General features: G+C 70.9%; 19 protein-coding genes and 3 pseudogenes. 10 read left to right on the forward strand and 12 right to left on the reverse strand.

Going from position 1 to position 25,975, the window contains the following annotated elements:
- Positions 1 to 41 precede the first annotated feature (41 nt).
- The gene (locus OG214_RS22655; RefSeq protein ID WP_405985758.1) at positions 42 to 1,433 is read right to left on the reverse strand and encodes a CaiB/BaiF CoA transferase family protein; all 1,392 of its coding nucleotides are present in this window, start codon (positions 1,431 to 1,433) and stop codon (positions 42 to 44) included.
- 20 nt (positions 1,434 to 1,453) lie between these two features.
- The gene (locus OG214_RS22660) at positions 1,454 to 2,473 is read right to left on the reverse strand and encodes an MBL fold metallo-hydrolase (RefSeq protein ID WP_363082750.1); all 1,020 of its coding nucleotides are present in this window, start codon (positions 2,471 to 2,473) and stop codon (positions 1,454 to 1,456) included.
- Positions 2,474 to 2,642: 169 nt separating this feature from the next.
- Between OG214_RS22660 and OG214_RS22665 the strand changes: the two genes are divergently transcribed.
- Positions 2,643 to 3,563 (forward strand): aldolase/citrate lyase family protein, encoded by a 921-nt coding sequence (locus OG214_RS22665; protein WP_363082751.1) that lies wholly within the window; start codon positions 2,643 to 2,645, stop codon positions 3,561 to 3,563.
- Between the two features lie 84 nt (positions 3,564 to 3,647).
- Here OG214_RS22665 and OG214_RS22670 read toward each other — a convergent pair whose 3' ends face one another.
- Positions 3,648 to 5,819: a HelD family protein gene (locus OG214_RS22670; protein WP_405987577.1), complete on the reverse strand. Its 2,172-nt coding sequence runs from the start codon at positions 5,817 to 5,819 to the stop codon at positions 3,648 to 3,650.
- Positions 5,820 to 6,211: 392 nt separating this feature from the next.
- On the opposite strand from OG214_RS22670, the gene OG214_RS22675 reads away from it, so the two are divergent.
- Both OG214_RS22675 and OG214_RS22680 read left to right on the forward strand, forming a co-directional pair.
- Positions 6,212 to 6,418, forward strand: coding sequence for a hypothetical protein (locus OG214_RS22675; protein ID WP_405985759.1), 207 nt, complete (start codon positions 6,212 to 6,214; stop codon positions 6,416 to 6,418).
- 74 nt (positions 6,419 to 6,492) lie between these two features.
- Positions 6,493 to 7,704 (forward strand): glycosyltransferase 87 family protein, encoded by a 1,212-nt coding sequence (locus tag OG214_RS22680; RefSeq protein WP_405985760.1) that lies wholly within the window; start codon positions 6,493 to 6,495, stop codon positions 7,702 to 7,704.
- A gap of 164 nt (positions 7,705 to 7,868) precedes the next feature.
- Here the strand turns inward: OG214_RS22680 and OG214_RS22685 are convergent, their stop codons facing one another.
- Positions 7,869 to 9,512 (reverse strand): DNA repair helicase XPB, encoded by a 1,644-nt coding sequence (locus OG214_RS22685; protein ID WP_363083072.1) that lies wholly within the window; start codon positions 9,510 to 9,512, stop codon positions 7,869 to 7,871.
- Positions 9,513 to 9,785: 273 nt separating this feature from the next.
- Between OG214_RS22685 and OG214_RS22690 the strand changes: the two genes are divergently transcribed.
- Together OG214_RS22690 and OG214_RS22695 are read left to right on the forward strand one after the other, a co-directional pair.
- On the forward strand, positions 9,786 to 10,361 hold the full coding sequence (locus OG214_RS22690; RefSeq protein WP_405985761.1) for a VanZ family protein: 576 nt from the start codon (positions 9,786 to 9,788) through the stop codon (positions 10,359 to 10,361).
- A gap of 212 nt (positions 10,362 to 10,573) precedes the next feature.
- Positions 10,574 to 12,406 carry a pectate lyase gene (locus OG214_RS22695; RefSeq protein WP_405985762.1) on the forward strand — a complete coding sequence of 611 codons (1,833 nt, stop codon included), beginning with the start codon at positions 10,574 to 10,576 and terminating at the stop codon, positions 12,404 to 12,406.
- 101 nt (positions 12,407 to 12,507) lie between these two features.
- Here the strand turns inward: OG214_RS22695 and OG214_RS22700 are convergent, their stop codons facing one another.
- Positions 12,508 to 15,300, reverse strand: coding sequence for a helicase C-terminal domain-containing protein (locus OG214_RS22700; protein ID WP_405985763.1), 2,793 nt, complete (start codon positions 15,298 to 15,300; stop codon positions 12,508 to 12,510).
- A 221-nt stretch (positions 15,301 to 15,521) separates the two neighbouring features.
- On the opposite strand from OG214_RS22700, the gene OG214_RS22705 reads away from it, so the two are divergent.
- Positions 15,522 to 16,535: a hypothetical protein gene (locus OG214_RS22705; RefSeq protein ID WP_405985764.1), complete on the forward strand. Its 1,014-nt coding sequence runs from the start codon at positions 15,522 to 15,524 to the stop codon at positions 16,533 to 16,535.
- 76 nt (positions 16,536 to 16,611) lie between these two features.
- Here OG214_RS22705 and OG214_RS22710 read toward each other — a convergent pair whose 3' ends face one another.
- The 5 genes and pseudogenes from OG214_RS22710 to OG214_RS22730 form a co-directional block, all read right to left on the reverse strand.
- Positions 16,612 to 17,106, reverse strand: a complete 495-nt coding sequence (locus tag OG214_RS22710) for a hypothetical protein (protein ID WP_405985765.1) — start codon at positions 17,104 to 17,106, stop codon at positions 16,612 to 16,614.
- A 344-nt stretch (positions 17,107 to 17,450) separates the two neighbouring features.
- A pseudogene (locus OG214_RS22715) lies at positions 17,451 to 18,460 on the reverse strand (XRE family transcriptional regulator).
- Positions 18,402 to 19,328 (reverse strand): bifunctional diaminohydroxyphosphoribosylaminopyrimidine deaminase/5-amino-6-(5-phosphoribosylamino)uracil reductase RibD, encoded by a 927-nt coding sequence (gene ribD / locus OG214_RS22720; protein WP_405985766.1) that lies wholly within the window; start codon positions 19,326 to 19,328, stop codon positions 18,402 to 18,404. The pseudogene OG214_RS22715 and the gene ribD overlap by 59 nt, the downstream one beginning before the upstream one ends.
- Before the next feature lie 340 nt (positions 19,329 to 19,668).
- Positions 19,669 to 19,887: a DUF397 domain-containing protein gene (locus OG214_RS22725; RefSeq protein ID WP_405985767.1), complete on the reverse strand. Its 219-nt coding sequence runs from the start codon at positions 19,885 to 19,887 to the stop codon at positions 19,669 to 19,671.
- Positions 19,884 to 19,982 (reverse strand): annotated as a pseudogene (locus tag OG214_RS22730) (transcriptional regulator); the annotation flags it as partial. The pseudogene OG214_RS22730 and the gene OG214_RS22725, both read right to left, overlap by 4 nt.
- Before the next feature lie 179 nt (positions 19,983 to 20,161).
- Between OG214_RS22730 and OG214_RS22735 the strand changes: the two are divergent.
- From OG214_RS22735 to OG214_RS22750, 4 genes and pseudogenes are all read left to right on the forward strand, one after another.
- Positions 20,162 to 20,332: pseudogene (locus OG214_RS22735) on the forward strand (helix-turn-helix transcriptional regulator); the annotation flags it as partial.
- A gap of 168 nt (positions 20,333 to 20,500) precedes the next feature.
- Positions 20,501 to 21,403, forward strand: coding sequence for a transcriptional regulator (locus OG214_RS22740; protein ID WP_363083084.1), 903 nt, complete (start codon positions 20,501 to 20,503; stop codon positions 21,401 to 21,403).
- Between the two features lie 94 nt (positions 21,404 to 21,497).
- Positions 21,498 to 21,962 (forward strand): ATP-binding protein, encoded by a 465-nt coding sequence (locus OG214_RS22745; RefSeq protein WP_405985768.1) that lies wholly within the window; start codon positions 21,498 to 21,500, stop codon positions 21,960 to 21,962.
- Positions 21,955 to 22,704 carry a hypothetical protein gene (locus tag OG214_RS22750; protein WP_405985769.1) on the forward strand — a complete coding sequence of 250 codons (750 nt, stop codon included), beginning with the start codon at positions 21,955 to 21,957 and terminating at the stop codon, positions 22,702 to 22,704. The genes OG214_RS22745 and OG214_RS22750 overlap by 8 nt, the downstream gene beginning before the upstream one ends.
- A gap of 1,238 nt (positions 22,705 to 23,942) precedes the next feature.
- Here the strand turns inward: OG214_RS22750 and OG214_RS22755 are convergent.
- Together OG214_RS22755 and OG214_RS22760 are read right to left on the reverse strand one after the other, a co-directional pair.
- Positions 23,943 to 24,746, reverse strand: coding sequence for an ABC transporter ATP-binding protein (locus tag OG214_RS22755; RefSeq protein ID WP_405985770.1), 804 nt, complete (start codon positions 24,744 to 24,746; stop codon positions 23,943 to 23,945).
- The gene (locus tag OG214_RS22760; RefSeq protein WP_405987578.1) at positions 24,743 to 25,900 is read right to left on the reverse strand and encodes a FecCD family ABC transporter permease; all 1,158 of its coding nucleotides are present in this window, start codon (positions 25,898 to 25,900) and stop codon (positions 24,743 to 24,745) included. The genes OG214_RS22755 and OG214_RS22760 overlap by 4 nt, the downstream gene beginning before the upstream one ends.
- Positions 25,901 to 25,975: the final 75 nt, after the last annotated feature.

A 25,975-nucleotide genomic window follows, 5' to 3' on the forward strand; every position in this document is an offset into this window, starting at 1 on the left:
GGCCGGTCCGGCTGCCGGGACGACCGGCGGGACGGGCGCCGTTACAGGACGGGCGCCGTGGACGCGGATGTCCCTGACGTCGGCGTACCTGACGTCGGCGTACCCGATGCCGACGTACCCGACGGCGACGTACCCGACGGCGACGTGCCGGACGGCGACGTGCCGGACGGTGGCGCGGGCGGCGTCAGCAGCGTGTCCATCTCGGCCTGGGACAGGCCCAGTTCACGCAGTACTTCCGCGGTGTGCTCGCCCAGGGCCGGCACCCGGCGCCCTCCCGGCGGCTCCGGTTCGCGATGCAGCGGTGAGGTGACCACCCGGACCGCCTGTCCGTCCGGCAGCGTCGCCTCCGACCAGCGTCCGGTCGCCGCCGCCTGCGGATGCTCCAGGACCTCGCCGATCTGGTTGAGCCGCGCGTAGGGCACATCGGCCCGCTCCAGCCGGCCGGTGACCTCGGCGGTGGAGAGCCGGCTCAGCCGTGCCTGCACCGCGCGCTCGGTCCGTTCACGGTGCCGTACCCGGGTGGTGTTCGACGCGAACGCCGGATCCTCCAGCAGCCCCGGCTCGTCCAGCACCATCCGGCACAGCCGCCGCCACTGGCCCTCGTTCTGCACCGCGATCAGCACGTCCTGGCCCTCGGCCGTCGTGTACGGGCCGTACGGCGCGATGCTCGCGTGCCGCAGCCCGGCCGGCGGGGGCGCGGAACCCGCGTGCAGCTCGGCGAGCAGGAGCGGGCTCATCCACTCCAGCAGTACGTCGAACAGCGCCACGTCGATCCGTCTGCCCAGACCGGTCCGCTCGCGTGCGTACAGGGCGGCGGTGACGGCGGTGAGCGCGTACGTCCCCCCGGCCAGATCGGCCAGGGACACCCCGGGCTTGGCGGGCGTCTCCGGTGTACCGGTGGCCGTGATCGTCCCGGCCTCGCCCTGCACCAGCGCGTCGTACGCCTTGCGGGTGGCGTACGGTCCCGACGGCCCGTACCCGGAGAGGTAGCAGCGCACCAGACGCGGGTTCAGCCGGGCCAGTTCCTCGTCGGGGACGATCCGCTCCAGGGCGCCCGGCGCGAGATTGCAGACGAGGACGTCCGCGTCGCGCAGCAGTCGGCGCAGCGCCTCCCGCCCCGGTTCGGCCTTCAGGTCCAGTACGACGCTGCGCTTGCCCCGGTTGAGCCAGACGAAGTGGCTGGCGAGGCCATGGACGGCCTCGTCGTAGCCACGGGCGAAGTCCCCGCCGCCCGGACGCTCGATCTTGATCACCTCGGCGCCCAGGTCGGCGAGATGCCGGGTGCAGAGGGGGGCGGCGACGGCCTGCTCGACCGCGATGACCCGGACGCCCCGCAGATCCGCGGTCCCGTCCCCGTTCATGACGCCGTCCATGCCCCCGCCCCCGCCCGTGTCCGCGTCCCCGCTCCCGCCCCCGCTCAGGTTCCCGTCCATGCCCCCGCTCGTGTCCGTCGTCATGAGCGGCCGAAGTGCAGCACGGTGCCGACGGCGGGCTGTACGTAGTTCGAGGGGAGATCGCGGGCCACCCGCGCGTGCGTGTGCAGCCCGCTGCAGTGCATCGGCATGACCGTCGCGACCTCCAGTTCGGCGAGCGCGTTCGTGGTCAGCCCGACATTCTCCGCCGGGGTGGTGGGGAAGCCGAGATGGAAGCCGCCCATCACCGCGCGGATGGGTCTGGGCCCGCAGACCGCGCGGGCCTGGGCGATCGTATTGATGACACCCGCGTGCGCGCAGCCGGTCAGTACGACCAGACCCACGTCCTTCACATCCACCACGAGTCCCATCTCGTCCAGCACCTCGTCCCGGCGCAGCCTGCCCTCCGCCGAGACCTGGTACAGACCGGGATCGCCGGGGCTGAACGCGGGAGCGGCACCGGCCTCGAAGGCGACCTCCCTCGGGATCTCCCCGGTGGTGTGCACACCCCAGCCGAGATCGAGCGAGTCCCTGGTCAGCACGGGGATACCGCCGGACTTCTCGACCTCGCCGAAGCCGAAGGCCGCGTTGTAGACCGGCGAGGTCCTGCCGTCGCCCATCACCGCGTACCGGGGCAGCTCCGCGTCGGCGTGCGTGGCGACCGGGATACGCCGGCCCGCCAGGCCGAGAAAGCGGTGGATACCGCCGAAGTGGTCCGGGTGGCCGTGGCTGATCACCACATGGTCGATGGTGGCGGGGTCCACGCCCAGCACCCGCATGTTGTGTTCGAGGACCGTGCCGGTGAGCCCGGCGTCGAACAGCACCCGCACGGTGTGCCGGCCCCGGACCGCCTCGACCAGGAAGCTGATGCCGTTCTCCGCCTGGGGCGGGACGCGCTTGGGGTCGAAGTGCTCGATGAGCCCGTACCGGGTGACGCAGTGGTCGTCCACGTGTCCGTCGTCCCGGCCGTCGCCGCCGGTGGGGCTGGCCTGGTCGGGCAGCAGCATGTCCACCTGGTTCTCGACCAGCACGGTAATCGTGACGCTGTCGGCTTGGAACACGCCGCGATCCCCTCCTCGTCGGCGGGGCACCGGCCCCGCCCCTCGTCACGGATCCGGACGGCCCGTACGGTCTCGTCGCACGGGCCGACCCGAAGTATTGTGACTGGTAAGCTACATCACCGCTTAGGAAAATGCATCATCCTGTTCTTTGTGTGTGAGGAGTAGCCCGGTGCCCCCGCGTCCACCTCTTTCCCCTCCCCGTCCCCAGCCCCGTTCCCATCTCTATGTGCCCGCCGACCAGCCACGTTTTCTGCGCAGCGCCGCTCGTACGGAGGCGGACGCGGTCATCCTCGATCTGGAGGACGCCGTCGCGCCCGCGCGCAAGGACGACGCCCGGTCGGCGGCCGTCGGATTCGCCCTCGGCCGTCCCGACGCCGGCGGACCGGAGCTGTGGGTACGGGTCAACGGGGGCGCCCGGGGTCTCGACGACGCCCGCGCCCTGCTCGCCACGGGCCGGATCGACGGCGTCTGGATGCCCAAGGCGACCGCCGGGACCGAGCTGGACACCCTGGCCGCCGCCGTGGGCGCGGCCGTCACCGCGACCGGCGGTTCCGTCGCACTGGGGCTGCTCGTCGAGAGCGCGGAGGGTGTGCTGAGTCTCGCCGTGGCCGCCCGGCACCCGGCCGTGCGCCGGATCCAGCTCGGCGAGGTGGATCTGCGCGCGGATCTGCGGATGGAACCCGACTCGGCCCGTGGGGACGGCCTGCTCGACTGGGCCCGTGGACCGGTCGTCGCGCACACCGTCGCGCACGGGCTGGAGTGCGCCGTCGCGCCCGTCTCCGTCCATACGTCCGACCGGGCGGCGTTCCGCGCCTCCAGCCTGCGGCTGCGCGCTCTCGGGTTCCAGGGCCGCGCCTGTATCCACCCCGACCAGGTCGCCGTCGCCAACGAGGTGTTCGGCACCGATCCCGCCGCGCTGGCCGACGCGCACGCCCTGCTCGATCTCTTCGAGCGGCACGAGCGCGACGGCAGCGGCGCGTTCCGCGACGGGCAGGGCGCGATGGCCGACGCGGCGACGGTACGCAGGGCCCGGGACCTCACCGGACGGACCGCTGTCCCCGCCCGCGAGGACCGACCGGACAGTGCGTAGCCGTCCAGCAGAAACGGACCGCCGGGTACGGAGAGGTACGGAGAGGTACGGAGGGGTACAGAGAGGTACGGAGGGGTACGGAGGTCAGCCGGTGGTGCCGGCGAGGAGCGCGGTGGGGAGCGGCGCCGCGTGCAGCACCGTCAGTCCGGAGACCGCGCGGGTCAGGGCCACGTACAGGCGGCGCAGTCCGGTGCGTTCGTCCGGCTCCCCCGCGACGACCGAGGCCGGGTCGTCCAGGACCACGTAGTCGTACTCCAGGCCCTTCGCCAGCGACGCGGGCACCAGCGTCAGCCGGGAGGCCGCGGTCGTCTCCTCGCCCGGGGAGAGCCAGGGCATGCCCGCCGCGGCGAGCGCCTCGCGCAGCGCGGGGATCCGGCTGTCCGCCGCGATCAGACCGATGGAGCCCTCGTGCGCCAGCGAGCGCTCACAGGCGGCCACGACCGCCGCGTCCAGTCCGGTGGCGTCCGCCACCTCCCGTACCTCCAGCGAGCCCGGGGACTCACGCACCGACTCCACCGCCGTCAGACCCGGCGAGATCTCCGGCAGCAGCCGCGACGCGTACGCGATCACCTCGCGCGGCACCCGGAAGCCCGCCGTCAGCTCCTCGACCACCGCGTCCGTCTTGCCGAGATGGCGCAGTGCCTCCGCCCAGCTGGCGGTGGCCCACGGGGTGGTGCCCTGGGCCAGATCGCCCAGGACCGTGGCCGAACCGGTCGAACAGCGGCGGCCGACCGCGCGGTACTGCATGGGCGAGAGGTCCTGGGCCTCGTCCAGTACGACATGTCCAAGCGAGTGGGTACGGGCGATCAGATCGGCCGTCTCGTCGATCAGCACCGCGTCCGCCGGTGACCACTTCACCGACTTCACACTGCGCGCGGGCTTCTCCCACAGGACCGTCCGCTGTTCGTCCGGCGTCAGCAGCCCCTCCGCGTGCGCGGCCAGGAACTCCGCGTCGGAGAGCAGCCGCAGCACCAGCTTCGCCGGGTCGACCGGGGGCCAGATGGCCTTCACCGCCGCCTTGACCGCCGCGTTGCGCGCCACCGCGTCCTGCACCCGGTCGTCGGGGGCCTCGCCCGCCCGTTCCATCTGTACGAGCACGGCGTGGGCGATCCGCTGCGGAAGGGCCTCGCGCGCGGCGCCGTAGCGCATGTCCCGGGCCAGCAGCTGCTCGACGATCTCGCCGAGTTCGTACGCGGGCACCCGCCACCGCCGGGAGCCGCGCACCACCACGACGCCCTCGGCCGGCGCGGTGACATGGGAGCGCACGGCCCGGCGCAGGATCTCCGCCATCCTGGCATCGCCCTTGAGCACGGCGGCGGGCGCGGGGTCCGTGCCGCGTACGTCGACGGAGGCGACCAGCGCGTCCACCGTCGACTGCCGCACATCCAGCTCGCCCAGCGCGGGGAGGACCTGCTCGATGTAGTGGAGGAAGGACGCGTTCGGTCCGACGACCAGCGTGCCGGTACGGGCCAGCCGCTCGCGGTGCGCGTACAGCAGATACGCGACCCGGTGCAGACCGACTGCCGTCTTACCGGTGCCTGGGCCGCCCTGGACGCAGACCGTGCCGCCGAGATCGCTGCGGACGATCTCGTCCTGCTCCGGCTGGATCGTCGCGACGATGTCCCGCATGGGGCCCACGCGCGGCCGTTCGATCTCGGCCTGGAGGAGCTTGCTGGAGCGCGCCTCCTCGGCGGGATCGGAGAGACGCTCGTCCTCGTACGCGGTGAGGTCCCCGCCCGTGTAACCGAAGCGGCGGCGCAGCCCGACATCGTGCGGGTCCTTCTTGGAGGCCCGGTAGAACGGCTGGGAGACGGGGGCGCGCCAGTCGATGACCATGGGGTCGCCCTCGGCGTCATGGACATGGCGCCGGCCGATATAGAAGCTGTCGCCCTCGGCGCCCTCGGCCTCCGCCGCTCCCACGGGGTGCAGATAGTCGAGCCGGCCGAAGAAGAGCGGGGTGTGGGAGAGATCGGCGAGCGCCTTGACGCGCTCCTCGATCTGGGCCTCCAGGACGGCGGCGTTGACCCAGTTCGCGGTGACATCGCGGATGTCGAGCGCCTGGACGTCCTCGCGCATCGCGCGGAGCGCGGAACGGGAGGCGCTGAGATGCGCGCGCTCGCTCGCCAGCGGGTCGGCGGGGCCGGCGGGAGCGGCTGGATCGGCCGGTCCTGCGGGACCGGCTGTGGGGCCGGCGGGATGGACGGGACCCGCGGGGGGCGCGTCGGGCAGGGTCGGGTCGGACTCGTACGCGGGCACGGTGTTGCCTCCGGGCTGTACGCGCACCGACGGGCCGCGAGCCCGTCGGTCGGCGTGGATCACATCATGGCGGTGGCCGTCCGGTTTCCGTCCGGACGACGGCACTCCGCTGAGGGAGGCGGGCAAGGTGGGCGATTGTAGCCAGCGGGCGAAGCGCGGGCGAATGTTTTTCCCGGCCGGGCCCCCTGGCCGGGCCGCCGGGACCGTGCCACGCCCCGCCGTGCCAGTCCCGTAGGGTCCGCCCCGCCGTGCCCCGCCGGGACCGTCCCGTAGGGGAGACCCCGTATGCCGGGAGTCGTACAGGTCACCGGGCCCGGAGTCGTACGTAGCGCTGTGTGAGGTTCCGCCCATGGGTCGATGTGTACCGGCGGGCGTGAATCCATGATGGATGTATGAGTACAGCAGCCTTCACCCCAGCCCATGCCCCGCACGGCGCGTCACCGCCCGGCGCGACCGCCTCGGGGTCCGCCCCCCACCCCGCCCACCATGTCGGCAACACCGTGCGCGCGGTCAAGGTCTTCGTGAGCACCGCGTTCCGGGTGGCCGTCCTCGGGGAGTACGCGGAGGAGGCCGGTATCACCCGTGGCCACCGGCTCTGAGGGGCGTTCCCATGGGGCTGGTCCGAGGGACTTGAGGGAGGCCCCCGACCCCCTGATCCACTAGGGTCGCGGCCGTGACCTATCGGACCGTGACGCCCCGCTCACTCGCCGCAGCGGGCGTGCTCGCCCTGTCGCTGGCCGCATTCGCCACTCTCTGCGTCGCCCGGCACATCCCGATGGCCGACACGCTCGTCTACCGGGCGGAAGGCGCGGCCGTCGTCGGCGGCACCGATCTCTACGGGTTCACGGTCACCCGGTGGCAGCTGCCCGCCACCTATCCGCCCTTCGCGGCGATCCTCTTCGTCCCCACCACCTGGCTGCCCGTCGACGCCCTCAAGGTCGTCTTCGTCATCGGGAACGTCGCGCTGCTGGCCCTCTTCGTACGGCTGTCCTGGCGGTTCGCGGGGCTGCCCGCCGGTCCCGTGCCCCTGCTCGTCGCCGTCGCCGCCGGGCTCTGGCTCGAACCCGTCTTCCAGACCGTCCTGTTCGGGCAGATCAATCTCGCCCTCGCCTGCCTTGTCCTCTGGGACCTGTCCAGACCCGAGCACGCGCTGGGCAAGGGCTTCGCCCTCGGGGTCGCCGCGGGCATCAAACTGACCCCGGCCGTCTTCATCGTCTATCTGCTGGTGACCGGGCGCGTACGGGCCGGGCTGACCGCCCTCGCCTCCCTCACCGCCACGGTGCTGCTGGGTGTGCTCGTACTGCCGCAGGCCAGCGACGAGTTCTGGACCCGGCGTGTCTTCGAGACCAGCAGGGTCGGCAAGGCGTGGATCATCGACAACCAGTCGCTGCAAGGGCTGCTGGCACGCGTCCTGCACACCCCGGAGCCGGGCGCGGTCTGGACGGCGGCCGCCGTCGTCACGGCGGCCGGCGGACTGTGGATGGCGCGTACGGCCGTCGTACGGGCGGGGTCGGAGCGCTGGGGCGTACTGGTCACCGCGCTGACCGCGCTGCTGGTGTCGCCGATCAGCTGGTCGCACCACTGGGTGTGGTGCGTACCGCTGCTGGCGGTGCTGATCGCGGAGCGGCGGTTCCGTACGGCGGCGGCGGTCGGGGTGGTCTGGACGGCGCGCAGCTTCTGGGCCGTACCGCACGAGGGCGAGCTGGATCTCCGGCTGGCCTGGTGGCAGCAGCCGGTGGCGTCGCCGTACGCGCTGTGCGCCCTGGGGCTGCTGGCGTTCGCGGGCTGGCGTACGGGGACGGGCACGGGCATGGCGCGGGCGCGTACGGGCCCGGCCCTGCCCACACCGCGCGCCGAGTCGGTCCGGGCCCGGGTCCAGGGGTGAGTACGCGCGTTCAGGGGGCCCAGGGGATCCCGGGGTGAGTACGCGTTCACGGTGAGTACGCGCGTCCGGGGGGTACGTCGGCGGGCACGGGCTGAGCACCCGCTTTGCGCGGGACCCAGGCCCGTGCCCGTGCACCCGGGCCGCTGCCCCGTGTCCGCCCCGGCTCAGTTCTCCGTGAGCAGCTCGTCCGCGTCCACGATCCGGTACGCGTACCCCTGCTCCGCGAGGAATCTCTGCCGGTGCGCCGCGAAGTCCTGGTCGATGGTGTCCCGGGCGACGACCGAGTAGAAGCGCGCCTCGTGGCCGTCCGCCTTGGGGCGGAGCACCCGGCCCAGACGCTGGGCCTCCTCCTGGCGGGAGCCGAACGTACCCGACACCTGGATCGCGACCGTCGCCTCCGGCAGATCGATCGAGAAGTTCGCGACCTTCGACACGACGAGCACCGAGATCTCGCCCTGCCGGAACGCCTCGAAGAGCAGCTCGCGCTGCGCGTTGCTGGTCTCGCCCTTGATGACGGGCGCGTCGAGATGCTCGCCCAGCTCGTCGAGCTGGTCGATGTACTGGCCGATGACGAGCGTCTGCTCGCCCCGGTGCTTGCGTACCAGCGCCTCCGTCACCTTCCGCTTGGTCGCGGTCGTCGCGCAGAACCGGTACTTCTCCTCCGTCTCGGCGGTCGCGTACGCGAGACGCTCGCTGTCGGTGAGATTGACCCGTACCTCGACACAGTCCGCGGGGGCGATATAGCCCTGCGCCTCGATCTCCTTCCACGGCGCGTCGAACCGTTTCGGCCCGATCAGCGAGAAGACGTCCGACTCCCGGCCGTCCTCCCGTACGAGCGTCGCGGTCAGCCCGAGCCGGCGGCGGGCCTGGAGATCGGCGGTGAACTTGAAGACGGGCGCGGGCAGCAGATGCACCTCGTCGTAGACGATCAGACCCCAGTCACGGGAGTCGAACAGCTCAAGGTGCGGATAGACGCCCTTACGACGGGTCGTCAGCACCTGGTACGTGGCGATGGTGACCGGGCGGATCTCCTTCCTCGTACCGCTGTACTCGCCGATCTCGTCCTCGGTGAGCGAGGTGCGCTTCACCAGCTCGTGCTTCCACTGCCGGGCGGAGACGGTGTTGGTGACCAGGATCAGGGTCGTCGCCTTGGCCTCGGCCATCGCACCCGCCCCGACCAGCGTCTTTCCCGCGCCGCAGGGGAGGACGACCACACCGGAGCCACCGTGCCAGAAGCCCTCGACGGCCTGCTTCTGATACGGGCGCAGCGCCCAGCCGGTCTCGTCCAGCTCGATGGCGTGCGCCTCGCCGTCGACATAACCGGCGTGGTCCTCGGCCGGCCAGCCCAGCTTGAGGAGCGTCTGCTTGATCTGGCCGCGCTCGGAGGGGTGCACGGCGACGGTGTCCGGGTCGATCCGGGCGCCGACCAGCGGCTGGACCTTCTTGGAACGGAGGATCTCCTCCAGCACCGGACGGTCCGTGGAGGTCAGGACGAGACCGTGGGTGGGGTGCTTGGAGAGGGTGAGCCGGCCGTAGCGCGCCATCGTCTCGGCGACATCGACGAGCAGGGCGTGCGGTACGGGATACCGCGAGAACGCCACCAGCGCGTCGACCACCTGTTCGGCGTCATGTCCCGCGGCACGGGCGTTCCACAGTCCGAGCGGGGTCAGCCGGTAGGTGTGGATGTGCTCGGGAGCGCGCTCCAGCTCGGCGAACGGCGCGATGGCGCGGCGGCAGGCGTCCGCCTGCTCGTGGTCGACTTCGAGCAGCAGTGTCTTGTCACTCTGGACGATGAGAGGTCCATTCACAGCGGCGCCCTTTCCGTTGCCAAACGACCAGTGTCGCGCATCCCGAGCGGATCCGGACCGGAGAACTTCCCAGGGCTTACGCCGACGTGGCGGGGGCACCAGGGTGCTATGACCGCTGAGACGGAAGGAACCGGGCCGGACAGAGCCGCTCGGACGGGTGTGTCCGGGGGCAGGTCGCGGGGCAGGCCGCGCGGCAGGTCCCGGGATGTGAAGGCGGGCGGGTCCGCGCGTATGCCGTCGCGTACGTCGTCGCGTAGGTCATGGGGCCGGACCGTGGTGCGGATCCTCATCGTGTCCGTGGCGCTCGTCGCGCTGGTGGTCTTCTCCGCCGTGCTGGCCAAGCTGACGCTGACGCCGTCCCCCGCGTCGGCCGAGATCGCGGGCGCCAATCTGCGGCCGGGGCGGTCACTGCGCCAGTACCTGGAGGACTACACGTTCCTCGCCGCCTGCAAGCAGATCGGCGGCAATCTGGTCCTGGGCGCGCCTTTCGGGCTGCTGCTTCCGGTGCTTGTACCGCGCAGGATGCGCATGCTGCGGGTGGTGATGCTCACCGCGGTGGTGATGGTGCTGGTGGAGCTGGCGCAGGGCGCGATCGTCCAGGGGCGGGCCTTCGACGTGGACGATGTGATCCTGAACACAGGCGGCGCGTTGATCGCGTATCTGCTCCTGGGACGGCGGATCGGCCGTCGCTTCCACGCGCTGGAGGCGGTACCGGAGAAGCCGGGCAAGCCGGAGAGGCCGGGCAAGTCGCGGAAGCCGAAGAGGCCGAAGATGCCGTGGACGCGGTCGGCGAAGCCCGTGAAGCCCGCGAAGCCGGTGAAGCCCGCGAAGGGCAGGGCGACCGGCTGACCCGGCCCGCCCCATCCACTGACCGGTCCGACCCGGTTCGACCCGACTGAACCCGCTCTGATCCCGCTGATCCGGGCGGGAGACCGCGCTTCTCTGCGGTTCGTGTACGAAATTGTTGTCCACATACTTGAAGAGCGTGCGGAGTGTCACTACCTTCCCGTGGTTGAAAGCGGCACCAGTGTTCCACCACCGTCGAGGAAGGCACTTCGCCCATGAAGAAGCCCTTGAGCCGCCGCACGTTCCATCAACTCGCCATGACTCCCCTGCTCACGGCCCCGGCCGTGCTGCGCCCCGGGACCTCCGCCGCCGCGGCCGGCACCCCCGCCACCTCCAGCGGAGGGCCGGTGTCGGCGCGGCGCGCCGAGACCGTCCGGGCCATGCGGCGGGCCGCCGCGTTCATGGACGGGACCGTCTCCTACAGAGGTGGCTACGTCTGGAACTATCTGCCCGACCTCTCCGTCACCTGGGGCGAGATGGAGGCCAAGCGCACCATGTGCTGGGTCCAGCCCCCCGGCACCCCGTCCGTCGGGCACAGCATGCTCGACGCGTACCACGCGACCGGCGAGGAGGTCTGCTACCGGGCCGCCGCGCGGACCGGTCTCGCGCTCGTCGAGGCCCAGCTCCCCGTCGGCGGCTGGAACTACATCCACGACTTCGCCGGTGAGGAGTCCCTGCGCGACTGGTACGCGACGATCGGCGCCAACGGCTGGCGGCTGGAGGAGTTCCAGCACTACTACGGCAACGCCACCTTCGACGACGCGGGCACCTCGTCCGCCGCCCAGCTCATCCTGCGGCTGTACGCGGAGCGCCGCGATCCGCGCTTCAAGCGCTCGCTCGACCGCGTCATCGGGTTTCTGCTCGCCTCGCAGTTCAGGGGCGGGGCCGCCGACGGCGGCTGGCCGCAGCGCTTTCCGGCGTTCCCGGGATCGGTCAGCCGTACGCCCTGGCCCGAGAAGCGTCCGCCGTGGCTGCCCGCCGGGGTACGGCACGGCATGGAGGACGGCGAGTACACCCAGCAGGTCACCTTCAACGACGACGTCCTGGGCGAGAACATCAAGTTCCTGCTGATGTGCGTCTCGACGCTCGGGCGCCGCGATCTGATCGGTCCCGTCACACGGGCGATGGAGTGTCTGCGCCGGATGCAGCAGCCGGGACCGCAGGCGGGCTGGGGCCTCCAGCATCTCTCCCGGGCCAAGGGCGGCCGGCCCGCCGGGGCGCCGGCGGGAGCCCGCTCGTACGAACCGCGCGCCCTCGCCACCCACACCACCCAGACCAATGTCCAGCAGCTCTTCCACTACTTCCGGCTGACCGGCGACCGCGCGTATCTGCGCCGGGTGCCCGAGGCCCTCGACTGGCTGGAGAGCTGCCGGCTGACGAGCACCCAGACAGCGGAGAACCCGCTGCTGGCGGGCCGTACGCACCCGACCTTCGTCGAACTCGGCACGAACCGGGCGCGCTTCGTCCACCGCTTCGGCTCCAACATCCGCAACGGCGCGTACTACAACGACCACGACCACAGGGACACGCTCAGCCACTACTCGGCGGGGCGCTCCGTCGACGTGGCCGGTCTGCGCGCGACCTACGAGGAACTGGCCGCGCTGACCCAGGCCCAGATCGCCGCTCTGCGCGCCCGGTCGCCGCTGTCGCCCGCCAACGCGCACGGCGGGCGCATCCCGCTGCCGCGCTACTTCTCGCCGCGCGATCTTCAGCTGTCCGATCTGCTGCGGGACGCGCCGCTGCCCCTGCCGGTGGTGACGGACGCGGAGGCGGCGGCGCTGGTGGCCGGTCTCGGGACGCGGGACCACTGGCTGACGCCGATGGACGCGGTCACCAATCCTTACCGGGGGCCGGGCTCGACGGAGCCGTACGACGGCAGGGCGTATATGAGCAAGCACGTCGGCGACACCCGCGACACCTCGCCGTACGGACCCACGGACCCGCCGCTGGAGCCGCCGTACCGGCCCGCCGAGCCGCCGCTGTGCATCAGTTCCGCCGCGTATGTGGCGAACATGGCCAAGCTCGTCGGATACGTGGCGGCGCCCTGAGGCCGGGCCGGGTACGTGACGGCGGCCCGACCCTCAGGTACGTGACGGCGGCCCGGCCTCGGCTCCGTGGCGGCGTCTTGCGGCCGGGTACGTGACGGCTTCTACGCGGGGTCGTCGGCCAGTTCGGCGACCCCGGTGATCCGGTGCAGCGGGTACGTACGGATCTCGTCCGCGGTGTGGTCGTACGCCGTCACATAACCGCCCTCCACCCGCACGGGGGCGATGACCCGCTGGCTGGCCGCGCCGTCCGCGTTGACGTAGCCGATCCAGACCGCCGAGCCCGTCATGGCGGCGGCCTGGACGGTCGCGAGGGTCTCGGCCGAGGTCGTACGGGGGAGTTCGCCGTTCCCGGCGGCGGCCGCGGCCGCGGCGGCGACCGCCGCCGCCGACAGGGGCGCGGACGGCTCCGGCACCTGGACCGGCTTGCGGACGACCGTGGCCGCCAGGTCCCCCGCCTTGATCGCTCTCACCGCCGCGCCGAGCAGCGTCGTGTCCGGCACCGGCGGCCCGTCCGGGACCGGCGCGGGCGCGGCTCTGGGCGGGGTCCGGTGGGCATGGGCGCGGGTGATCATCACATCGCCCTCGGCGGACTCGGCGGCGGGTGCGAACCCCATGGTGCGCAGCCCGTCGAGGAGCGTCGTCGGATCGGCGTGGGCGGACAGGACGGTCGGGGCGAGACGGCGCAGCCGCAGCCCCTGCGACCGCTTGTCCGCGACGATCTCGTCGAGTACGGCCTCGTCGTCGCAGCGTACGTACGCGGAGGCCGAACCGACCCGGAGATGGCCGTGCTTGCGCGCCACATCGTCGATGAGATACGCGAGCGGCTGGGGAACGGGCGTGCGGCTGTGGGCCTTCAGGAAGTCATGCAGATCGGAGGCGGACTGCCCGGCGTCGAGCGCGCGCCGTACCGATCCCGGAGTGAACCGGTAGACGGTCGCCCCGCCCTTGGACTCGACATCGGCGGCGATGGAGAGCAGCTCGGCGAGCGGGCGCAGGAGCGGGCCCGGCGCGACGGCGGTCAGATCGGCCTGGAGCAGGACATGGTCGAGGGGTTCGGGGAGCAGCGGCGCGAGCGCGGCGGCGGCGCGGAGCCCGGCGGCGGTGAGTTCGGCGCTGGTGCGCACGGCCCCGTCCCCCGGTCGCGGTCCGCCGAGACCGCCGTCCGCCGGGCGCGGTCCGCCACGGCCGGCACCGGTGACTCCGCCGTCGCCCGAGCGCGGTCCGCCGAGACCCGCGTCCGCCGCGCGTGTGTCGGTCGTACGCGTACCCGCCGCGCGTGTGTCCGCCGCGCGTGTGTCACGGCCGTCCGGGGAGCTCCGCGCGAGCAGCGCCCGGCCGTGCGACGAGATCGCGCCCCGGCCGGTGACCCCCAGCATCTCGGCCTCGTTCAGGGTCCAGGCCGCGAGCCGTGAGCGCAGATCGTCGGACCGGCCCGCGGAGGACGCGCCGCGCAGCGGACGTTCCCAGCGCAGCCGCGCCAGCAGTGATTCGGGGTCGGGGGCCGTGCCCTCGGGGAGGGTGGCGAGGAGTTCCAGGATCCGGCGCCGTACCTCGGGCGCGGGACCTCGGTCCAGGTCCGGGCCGAGGGCCGCGAGCGTACGGCCCTTGCTGTCCTGGCTGCCGACCAGGCCCGCCGTACGGGTCGCCGTCAGCCAGGCGGTGGCGAGCCGGGCCCAGCGCTCGGGCGAGGACAGTTCCTGCCAGTCGTCGTAGGCGGGTGTCGGCGCGTACCGCTCGTCCGGTTCGCCGTCCGTGGCCAGCAGCCCCGCCGTGTAGGCGAGTTCGACCCAGAAGGCGGCCACGGACTCGGAGACGTCCAGGGCGGCGGCGGTGCGCTTGAGATCACGTACGGAGAGTCCCCCGGCGCGCAGGACGTTGGGACCGCCCTCGTTCCAGTCCTTGGCCAGCTCCTCGACGGTGGCGAGCGTGGTGTACGCCTGGGCGGCGGCCGTACTGTCCACGATGTGCGCACGGTTTCCGGCGTTCGCGGAGCCGCCTGCCGAGCCACTCGCGGAGCTTCCCAGTGAGCCGCCAAGCGAGCCGCCTGCCGAGCCGCCCGCCACCTCGGACGCGCGGGGCGCGACATCGGGTGCGACGGGCTCCGGCGTACGGTGCGCGCGCCCGGCGCGCAGATGCAGCGCGGCCTCACGCGGCAGTACGACGGTACGGGTAGTCGCGGGCAGCAGCAGCCCGCGGTCCCGCAGCCACTGCACGGGCGGGGTCGGGCTCGATGTGACCTCCCCGTACGGCGGTCCCCACACCAGCCGGTCCAGCACCGACAGCGCCTCCATCGGCGCGGTGTCGAGCAGGGCGGCCATCCGGGTGCGGTCGGTGAAGAGCGCGGTCAGCGAGGCGACGGCGGAGACCGGATCGTGGGTGGAGGGCAGCCGGGCCGCGGCCAGGATCTCCTGGAGACGGCCGGGGGACATCCCGGAGGTGGCCTCGGCGACGGTCGGACCGAGACCGGTCGGCGAGGGATGCGTGGGGGACGGCGCGAGGAGTTCACGGGCGGTACGGACCAGCCGCAGCCGGTCGTCACCACCCCAGATCAGCGCCCGGTCACGGAGCGTACGCACGGCGCAGGGCAGCGCCGCCTCGATCCGGGGATCGCCCTCGTCGCCGGTCAGCAGCGCGCGCAGCGTCTCGTACGGCGCGGGCTCCGGCGCGACGGCCAGCGCCTCCGCGGTCTGGAGCGTGAACCGGTCGAGGCGTTCGAGGGCCCGTACGACCGAGGCACGGGTGCCCGCGCGTGTCGCGAGCTGCGAGAGATCGCTGGGTACGGGGGTGAGCAGATCGGGTCGGGCGCGCAGCAGGGCGGCCAGGGAGTCGTCGCTCTGGGTACGCAGGGCCTCCGCGAGCGTCCGCGGTGGCGTACCGCCGGTTCCTTCGGGCACGTGCGCCTCCTGCTCAGCCTTCGCGGTTCCCCATCCGTTCCACGTTAGCCCCTGAGGGGCGCTCCGCCCGCGCCGCGGGGCCCGGGGTCGGCGGCGGGTGTGATGCCGAGTCTGCTTCGAACCTTCTCCGTACGGGGGGTACGGCGCGCGTGTTCGGGGTGGACGTTCGGGGATGACTCCGACACCATCGCGTGTGGCGGCGCGCTTGTGCGGAGGACTGTGTGGGGATCGAGAGCGACCAGCTCGTCTACGACTACCTGAGTCGTGTCGGTGACGCGGCGCAGCAGCGGCAGCTGCCGTCCGGGGACCGGATGAGGCTGGTGTCGACGCTGCGGAACGAGATCGACCGGCAGCGCGGGAAGTTCGGCGGTGACAGCCCGGCGGCCGTCCGCCGGATCCTGGGGCGGCTGGGGACACCGGACGCGGTGGTGGAGGCGGCGTCGTCGGGCGGCGAGGACCGGCGCGGGGGATGGGGCCGGACCGCCGCCGAACCGGAGGAGCCGCGGGCGGCCGTGCCCGAGCAGCGGAAGACGGAACCGGTCTTCACGGAACAGGACCTCGTCCTGCCGGAACAGCGGACGGGCCCGCAGCCCGCGGCCTTCGGCGAGCCGGACTGGTGGCGGATCGGACTGGGTCCGATGGACGCGGGGGCGGGCGAGCGGGGGATCCTGGCGGGGATCGAGATCCCGGAGATACTCGAACCGCCGCCGGAGGATCCGGACGAGAAGAAGGACGGCGAGGGCGCGGAGGACAAGGCGGCGGAGTCGTCTGCCCGTGGCCGCTGGCGCGCGCTGCTGCGCCGCGGGAAGGCGGGAAAGGCCGGGACGACCGAGAAGGCCCCGGAGGAGAAGAAGGCACCCAAGGCTCCCAAGACCGAGAAGGCGGCCGTCCCGAAGAAGGGCGGACTCTCCAACCCCTTCCTGCTGCTGGCCGCCGCGCTGCTGGTGGTGGGCGCGTTCACCGGCACCTGGCTGGCCCTGATCGGCGGCTGGCTCCTCGCCTACGCCTCCCGCACCCTCTCCCGGGCCGAGGCGAAATGGGCGGTCTTCGGCCTCCCCGGCATCTCGGCGGCAGGCGGCCTGATCTGGCTCTGGGGCCGGATGGACGGCCGCTGGGGCGCCCCGATCCCGGACACCGCCATGGCCGAAGCGCTGGCGGACACCTGGCCACCGGTCCTCCGCACGGCGGCGGTGACCTCGGCGCTGTACCTGATCTGGCGGGCCCGCCGCAGGTAGACCGCCGCCCGGCAGTGCCCTCAATCGCCGGGCGGGCTGGTTCTCCGGCGTTCGTCCGGTGCGGGCGGGCTTGAACTCACGGACGGGAAGCCCGCCGGGTGGCGCCGTTCGGCCACACCACGTCCACCGGGAGGCCGGCCTCGCGCGCTTCGATCACCACATCCGCCGTGCCGCCGCCCTTGCCGGTCGGGGGCTCGCCGTTCCATACCGCGACCAGCCGGTCGGCCCGCTTCAGCAGCTCCGCGTTGGCGCCCTCGTATGCCGCCCGGTTCGCCGTCTCGTACGGCATCACCACCACCTCGGCCGCCTCCCGCACCAGGAGATCAAAGACCGGAGCGTGGTCCGGCTTCACCTTCTTCTCCCGGTAATCCCGAGAGGGAATCACCACCACCAGCCGCCCCCCGAGCGCACGGACCTCCTGCGCGAACAGACTGTCCGCTCCGGCCGCGATGCACGACACCCCGGTGAGGTCCCCGCGATACGGCACCAACACCTCACGCAACGCGGCCCGCACGAGCGCCGCGCTTTCCTCGGTGAGGTCCATGTGCCCGGTCACAGCCAGTGTCGTCATGCGCCTACCTCTCAACTCGACAGCAGGCCTCGTACAAAGCCTGGACTCTGGGGTGTTCAGTGTCCACCGTGAGCGTGACCATGTCGGCCGACACCGATCCGAGCAGCGCGTCGTGGATCTGCCGCGCACGTCCGGTACCGCGCCATCGGGGAATCACCATGAGTTCGGACAGAGCGAACACGGAGCCCTTGAGGCCGGAGGGACGCCGGTGCCCCTTCCACCAGCCGCTCGCGCTTCAGATCCATGGGGCGGACTCCCCTATCCACTCGGTGACTTCGAGGGCTGGGCCCGGTTACGACGCGGCTCTTGTGCGGGGTGTTGCGTTGAGCCGGTCGGGCGGGGCCTCAGAACCCCGGCATCGGCTGGTTCCGGGACTGTTCCACTTCTGACATGAGGAGGCGCAGGGTCAGGGAGTGCTTTTCCGGCGGCAGCGCGTCCAGAGCCTTGCGTGCGTAGTCCGCCCCGCCCCGCTTGTCTCCGGATCGGGCGATCATGAGACCCCTGTGCATTTCAAGGTGTGTCGCGAACCGGGGCAGTGAAGCGGGCAGTTCCCGCTTCGCCGCCTCCTGGGCCTCCACGGCCGTTGTCTCGTCACCCAGGCGCGCGGCGAGCAGCGAGACAAAGACGTTCATGCGCCACCAGGGAACGGCGTAGTCCGACGTCTGTTCGTACGATCCGGCGGCGTCGAAAGTCCTGCGGCCTTTGTTCATGAGTGCGCGTGCGGCGGCGAAGTCCCCCCGGATCGCCGCCGCGTGGGCCTTTCCCATCATGGCGTTCAGCAGTCCCAGAGACGGCTTGTCACTGATGGCCATGGCCTGGTCCGCGAGCATGTCGGCGACTCCGAGCGACGCGCCTTCGTAACCGAGCGCGATGGCCGCCCGGCCCCGGACCCACACCCGCGCCTGGTCGTCACCGGACCGGTCGGCGGCCTCGGCGGCGAGCCGGTACCAGTTCACCGCCTTCGACCCGTCCGAGCCCGGAAACGTCTTCGCGTACAGCGTCATGAGCCGAGCGGCCACGGACCACAGCCGGTCATTCTCCAACTGCTGCTGAACCACTACCAGTTCACCGGACACCCGGCGCTGGATGTCGGCGGCACCGAGGCTCATGTACTCAGTCCCGTAAGTGGCCAGCTTGCTTTCCCAGTCGTCCGCTGACGGCCCACCACGAAGGCGCGCGGAGAACCCCGTACTGAGCAAGTCGGATGCGACCACCGGGGCTATGGCCGTCGCGGCGACATCGGACGGGAACGTTCTGCGCTTCACTTCTCACCTTCAAGAACAGCTAGGGGCACGTCAAGGACGGCCGAGAGACTCCGGAGGTGGAACGGTCCTGCGTCCGACCAGGCGAACATGGGCTGCCCGTCGGGTGACTTCGGTGAGCTGAAAACCGTCCGGGACGGCCATGGTTCGGGTCGAATCCATGTCGGGCGACCATGAGTACGGCGTTTTCGGAAGATAGGCGATCACTTGATCAACCAATCCCGTTGAAGTGATCGGAGACATTTCATCGATCGCGCCGGACAGCAGAATGGATCGCGCCCCTGTGTCGCGGAGGACTCTGATCGCCTCGGCGGGATCGCCGGTCAACGATCCGTGTGGAAGCTGGAATACACCGTTACCGTGACTGCCTGGCCTCCCTTCTTCGATGCCGCCTTGGCCGATCATGAGATCGTACGACTCCCGAAGTGAATTCATCTCCTCAAGTGCGACCCCCTGCGTGAGAGAGGCATCGGGGTTTCCATCCGCACTCGCTTCGTAGATCCAGGTAATGAAGGGGCGGTCGTCCTTCAGGGAGGCTCGCCAAGGACCCAGAACGAGAAGCGCCTCGTCCTCCAGACAGCCCTGCTCGACTTCCATACCGGCTTTCCGTAGAAGCGCCGCCCCGCCTTCGCCGCGCGACGTCGGATCCATCACGGCAATGAGAACTTTGGTGACTTTCGCGTCGATCAGAGCTTCACGGCATGGCGGCGTGCGTCCGTAGTGGTTGCACGGCTCCAGTGTGACGACAGCTGTCCCGCCCTCCGCCCGCTTGCCGGCGGCGGTAAGAGCATTGACTTCTGCGTGTGACTCGCCCTTGCGTACGTGATACCCCTCGCCAAGGGGCCGCCCGTCACGGTCGAGAATCACGCAGCCAACAGGAGGGTTGGGGCTGGTCGACCCCAGCCCCTGAGCGGAAATCGCGATGGCACGGCGCATGGCAGCCATCTCATGGGCATTCATGACGTCAGAAATCCGTCCCTTCTCTGGTGGCGCCGAACAATTGAGACACCGTACGGACCGAAGCTGGACTGTGGCGCCTGTGCTGCCCCGTTGCCCCGCCCAGCGTTGACGGCACGACGACCCCGGCAGGGCTGGACTTGATCTATACCGTGCCTGTCAGGTCAACCCTGCCCATAGCCCCCTGCCACCTCGGAGATCTCCGGTACTTCTCTTCGAGGTTCTGGCGGCGACCTCGACGCCCTGGCCTGAGCCCGGGTGGGACGAAGGGGGGGCGAAGAGCCCCGCCGTTCGGAGGGGTGAGGCTTGGGGAACGGCGGGGGTCAGTGTTGCGGTGTGCGGGTCATGTGGCGGGGGTACGGGTGAACTCGCCCGTCTTGGCGGCCTCTATGAACGAGGTGAACGCGTTGGCGGGGATGTCCAGGACCGGACCGTTCGGGTTCTTGGAGTCGCGGACGGGGACCACGCCGCGCGGGGCGGCGAGGTTGGCGGCGACCTCCACGCAGGCGCCGCCGTTCTCGCTGTAGGAGGACTTGATCCAACGGGGGGATTGAGTCGTCACGGGGTGCCCTTTCGTAACTGCTCGATCATGGCCACGGAGGCCGCCTTGGAGAGAGCTTCGGGCTGTAGCTGATGGTAGGCCGTCAGCACGGGCATTGAGGGGCAGAAGCGGCACGGTGGGGACGTGCGGGCTCCGATCAGCCGGCGGAGGAAGTGGGCGTTGCGACGCTGTCGGTCGAGGACCCCCGCGCTGGTCATTTCGGTCCCGCACGCTGCGTCCTCAGGATGAGGTGTCCTTCGTCGTCGTACGCTGGAATCGGAAAGGACGGTGGCGCATGTCGGATGAACTGGCCAGCAACGTAAGGAAGTACCGGCGCGCTGCGGGGTGGAGTCAAGAGGAGCTGGCACACCATGCCGGGCTCTCTGTCGGACCTGTTCGCAGGATCGAGCAAGGGCATGACGGGGTGCGTATGGAGACCCTGCACGCCATCGCCCGCGCCTTCGACGTGAGGACGTCCGCGCTCATGGCCTCAGGCGTTCCCGCGCCTGTCGCGCACGACAACTCCAGCGGAATGCATTTGCGTGATCTTCGAATCGCTTTGACACCGGCCGTTGGACTCGGTTCGGTGAGTGCTCCCGCCGGAGACGAGCCGGATCTGTCGCGGTTGCGGCGCATGACACATGACAACTCCGTCCTCTACTTCGAGGACAGCTACCGGAGCATTGCGGCCGACCTTCCGGCTCTCATCCTTGCCGCGAACGACGCGGTTGCCTACTACGACTCGGGCGAGGAGCGCGCGAAGGCTCTGGTGGCCCGTTCTCAGGCTCTGCAACTGGCAGGCCGGTATCTGACGCAGATCAGGCAGTACGACCTCGCTCATGGGGCCGTCCGGGTGGCTATCGCCGACGCCAAGGCGGCGGGGAACCAGCTCGTCGCGGCTTCCGGGGTCGGCGGCATGTGCTGGATGCTCATGCGGACCGAGCGGTTCGACGAGGCGGAGGACATCGCCGTAGCGACGATGGATCTGATCGAGCCGAAGATCACCGGAGCGACACCCGACGAGTACGCGACATGGGGTGGCCTGGCGATGGAGGCAGCCGCCGCGGCGGCCCGGAACAACCGCCCCAAGGAGGCCAAGGCGCTACGCAAGGCGGCCGGCACAGCCGCGAAGGCGGTGGGTTCCACGCACAAGAATCTGTTGCGTCACTGGTCGATGTTCGGGCCCGTCACCGCGTCCATGAAGGAGCTGGAGGACTTCATGGTCGCCGGGGACGCGCGTGCGGTGATCCGCAAGTCCGACGAGGAAGCGAACCTCAAAGAGGAGAACTGGAAGAGACTGGGCGGTCCCAGCACCAATGACGGGAACCGCTACCGGCTCGACCTCGCTCGCGCACATGTCCGCGCAGGCGATCCCACCGCCGCCATGGAGGAGCTGTCCCGCCTCGACGAGATCGCGCCTGAGTGGTTCCGTCACCAGTCGTCCGCCGCGATCACCTTCGAAGAGGTGACGCGGAAGCGGCGCACCCTCACCACGGAGATGCGGGAAGTCGGCACTCACCTCGGCGTTTTCGCGTAACTGCATCGCGCCAATGCACTTCTGATGGCACGTCATGAAAAGTGCATAACTTCTGTCTGGCTGGCCGCATTCCGTTGTCTCTACTTTGACGAACATGGCGAGAAACCAGCAGAGGGATTGCAGCATCGTGCTGCGGTGGAGCGGTCACCCGAGGTGTGTGGCGCTGGCGCGGCTGGAGTTGCGTAAGGCGCTGGCGGATTGGGGGCTGTCGGTCCTGGAGGACTCGGCCACTCTGATCCTGTCGGAGCTGCTGACGAACGCGGGCGTGCACGCGAAGGTGACACCGGAACAGACCATCGAGACGCGGTACTTCCGCAGTTCGGGCGCTTTACGGATTGAGGTGCACGATGGTTCGGAAGCGTGTCCGCTTCCGCGTGTGCCGGATCCGGAGGCGGTGAATGGGCGGGGGCTCTTTCTGGTCGATGCGTTGGCGGACGCTTGGGGGGTGGCTGAGCGGACCGGGCGGCCGGGGAAGGTGATCTGGGCGGACCTTTCCGTGCAGGGGGCGGCCGAACGCAACACCGCGCCGGCCGAGGGCGGAAGGTCCGGACGTGGCTGACCTGCCAAAGCCGGGCGCGGGCGGACGGCTTCCGGTGGGGGCGTTTTCGCGGCCGGATGTCGTGCCGTATATCGCGTGCTGGTCGTCGGAGCATCGTCCGCCGGGTGTGGTGGTGGTCCGGGGTGGCGGTATCGCGTATGCGGATGAGGGGCCGTATGAGCGTGACTCGATGGGTGTGCTGTGGAAGCGGATCGGGTTGAGTCCGGGTGAGGGGCGGCCGGAGTTCGGGAAGGTGCATTTCCTGCGGCAGCGGCGGGCGATGCGGAAGCTGTTGTGCCAGGTGTGCGGCGGGCCGTCGGACCGTACGGGTGAGGGGACGTTGTGGCTGGTGGGGGAGGATGCGGGTGGTCCGGAGTTGTGGGAGCCGGGTTATGTCACGACGCATCCGCCGGTGTGTGTGCCGTGTGCGGTGATGTCGGTGGGTGCGTGTCCGCATTTGCGTGAGGTGTATGTGGCGTTGCGGGTGCGGGCGTTCGTTCCGGTGGGGGTGCATGGCGCGTTGTACCGGCCGGATGGGCCGTTTCCGGTGGTGTACGACGCGGACGGGGTGGCGTTCGAGAGCGCGCGGATCGGGTGGGTGCTGGCGTCTCAATTGATCATGGAGTTCCAGGAGTTCACCGTGGTCGACCTGGCGGCCGAGCACGCGGCATACCTGGAGCGGCGGAAGCGCGGGGGAGAGTCCTCGGGGGCCACCAGGACGATCGTCTCCGGCCCCGCGAGTAACTCTCGCCCCGGCGCATGAGACTGTCTGGTCGTGTCGGAGATGATGAGTGGGTTGGAAGCGGCCGTGGCCGGCGCTTCGTCTCCTTGACCTACGGTCGGGATCCTGGCTTGTGATTGGGGTGTCGGGTGCGGGTGAGGACCGAGGGGTAGTCGGGGTGGGCCGGTAGGTTCCGTGCCACGTGAGGGCCGCCCCTCTGGGTTTGAGTTTCGCGATTGCGGGTCGGGCGTCAAGGGCGCTCCTGCGTCGCGTCGGCTGCGCCGATTCCGCTGCGCTCCACCCTTGACCCCCACCCCTCCATCGCAAGTGCGGACAGGCGGGAGGGGCGGCCCGGGGGAAGGGGTCCCCGGGGGGCTGAGTTGGGGGTGTCTGTTTCCTTCCCGGCCTGCGGCCCGGTTGGTGGAGTACGCGGCAGTGGAGTGGGGCGGCCCGGCACCGGCTCAGCGGCTGTCTGTCCGTTGCTTGTTGGGGTTCAGTCCCGTGTCTGGGGTGGGTGGTTGGTGGGGTGGGTATGCCCGTGGCGGGTGTGGGTGGGTCGGTTGGGGGTCTGTTTGTGCTCTGGGACCCGCCTCACGCAACTGAGGACACATGACCGCCGCATGGCAGCCCCCAATGCTCTTCCAAATGTGGGCATATGGGGCATGGGTGGGGCTTGATGAGCCCCTTTCCCGGAGATCGGGTGGCGATGGGTCTGGCAACGTCCTTCGGACGTCTCTTGTGTCGTCGTGACGCGGGAAGCGTCCTCACAGGTCCCCGACCGGCGAAAAGGGCAGACACACCGGCCTGTCCGGGCCCTTGAGGGGACGCGAGCTTGTCCGCGTTGCGCTTGGGGTGTCACGCGGGCACGAATCTCAGACATGGGACTGAACCCCAGCAAGCAGCGGACGGTCTGTCGCTGAGCCGGTGTCGTCACCGCCCCATTCCACTGCCGCGTACTCCACCCACCGGGCCGCAGGCCGGGGAGGAAACCAGCACCCCCAACTGAGCCCCCCGGGGACCCCTTCCCCCGGGCCGCCCCTCCCGCCTATCTGCACTTGCGATGGAGGGACGGGGGTCAAGGGTGACCGAAGGTCATCGCGCAGCGACGCGACGGAGGAGCGCCCTTGACGCCCGGCCCGGAATCGCGAAACTCAAACCCAGAGGGGCGGCCCCCGCGTGGCACGAAACCACCCGGCCCACCCCGACTACCCCTCGGTCCTCACCCGCAGACAGAGCAGACAGAGCAACCACCAGAGCAACAACCAGCCCCCGCCCCCGCCCTACGCCCCCGTCCCCTCCGGTTGGAACGGGGCTCCCGGAATGACCAGAGGGGAGCCCGTCACCGGGTCCGGGATCACTACCGAGGCGAGGCCGAAGACCTCCTGGACCAGGTCCGCGGTCACCACCTCCGCCGGGTGGCCCTCCGCCACGACGCGGCCCGACTTCATCGCGATCAGATGGTCGGCGTAGCGGGCCGCCTGGTTGAGGTCGTGGAGGACGATCACGACCGTACGGCCCTGCTCGTGGTTGAGCCGACGCACCAGGTCGAGGACCTCCACCTGGTGCGCGATGTCCAGGAAGGTCGTCGGTTCGTCGAGGAGCAGCAGATCGGTCTCCTGGGCCAGGGCCATCGCGATCCACACCCGCTGGCGCTGTCCGCCCGAGAGTTCGTCCACCGGCCGGTCGGCCAGCTCGGTCACCGCCGTACGGGCCATCGCCTCCGTCACCGCGCGCTCGTCCTCGTCCGACCACTGCTGCCACCAGTGCTGGTGCGGCTGGCGTCCGCGCGAGACCAGGTCCGCGACCGTGATCGCCTCCGGCGCGACCGGCGACTGCGGCAGCAGCCCGATCGACCGGGCGATGCGCTTCGTCGGGATCTTCGCCAGTTCCTCGCCGTCGAGCAGTACCGAGCCGCCGCGCGGCTTCAGCAGCCGCCCCAGCGCGCGCAGCGTCGTCGACTTGCCGCAGGCGTTGGGGCCGACGATCACGGTCACCCGCCCGTCGGGGACGGCCAGTTCCAGCTCGTGCACGACCGTGCGGTCCTCATAGGCGAGCGTCAGCTCGCGGGCCATGAGCCTGCTCATGCGGTCCCTCCCTTTCGTACAACGGCACCGGCACGGGCACCTGCACGGGCACCTGCACTGGCGCTGGCGCTGGCACCGGCACCCGTACCGGCACCCGCACCCACGGCACGGCTCCGGACGATCAGCCAGATCAGATACGGCGCCCCGACCGCCGCCGTCAGCACCCCCACCGGCAGCTCCGTCGGCGACAGCAGCCTGCGGGCCAGCAGATCCGCGAGTACGACGATCACCGCGCCCGTCAACGCCGAGCACAGCAGCGGGATCTGCGCGGTACGGGTCATCCGCCGGGCGATCTGCGGGGCCAGCAGCGCCACGAAGTCCACCGGCCCCGCCGCGCCGGTCGCGACCGACGCCAGCACCACACCGAGCAGTACGAGACCCAGCCGGACGCGGCCGAGCCGTACCCCCAGCGCGGTGGCCGTGTCGTCGTCCAGCGACACCGTGCGCTGCGCGTACGCCGCCCACAGCATCGCGGGCACCAGCCCCAGCAGCAGCCACCCCAGCGGTGCGGCCTCGTCCCAGCCGCGGCCGTTGAGCGATCCCGTCATCCAGATCTGCGCCTGCTGGGCGACGAGATAGTCGCCCTTGGTCAGGAAGAGCGTGGTGATGGAGCGCAGCGCGATCGCGAAACCGATCCCGATGAGCACGAACCGGGTCGCGTGCAGCCCGCCGCGCCAGGCGAACACGTACACCAGCGCCGCCGCCAGGATCCCGCCGGCGACGGAGAGATACGGCAGCACGCTGAACGATGTGACACCGAAGGTCATCGCGCCGACCGTGAGCGCGCTCGCGCCCTGGCTGATGCCGATGATGTCGGGGCTGGCCAGCGGATTGCGGGCGACGGTCTGGATCAGCGCGCCCGCGACACCGAACGCGAGCCCGACGAACAGCCCCGCCATCATGCGCGGCAGCCGCAGTGTGCCGACGACGAGTTCGTCCGATGACGGCTGCCCGCTCAGTACCTTCAGCACCTCGGAGGGCGCCACGAAGCTCTCGCCCACGCTCAGATACGCGACGCAGACGGCCGCCAGCGTGACGGCGAGCGCGCCGGCCACCGCCGCCGCCCGCCGGTGCAGCAGGAAGGTGCCGCGGCCGATCCGTATCCGTGCGTATCCCGCGGGCCGGACCCCGGCGGTCCCGCCGGACACATGGATGCCGTCCGCCCCACCCGCGCTCTTCCCCGCGTCCTTCGACGTCAGCTCCGTCACGCCGGCACCGCCTTCCTGCGT

This window comes from Streptomyces sp. NBC_00872, from assembly GCF_045161915.1.
Classification (GTDB): Bacteria; Actinomycetota; Actinomycetes; order Streptomycetales; family Streptomycetaceae; genus Streptomyces.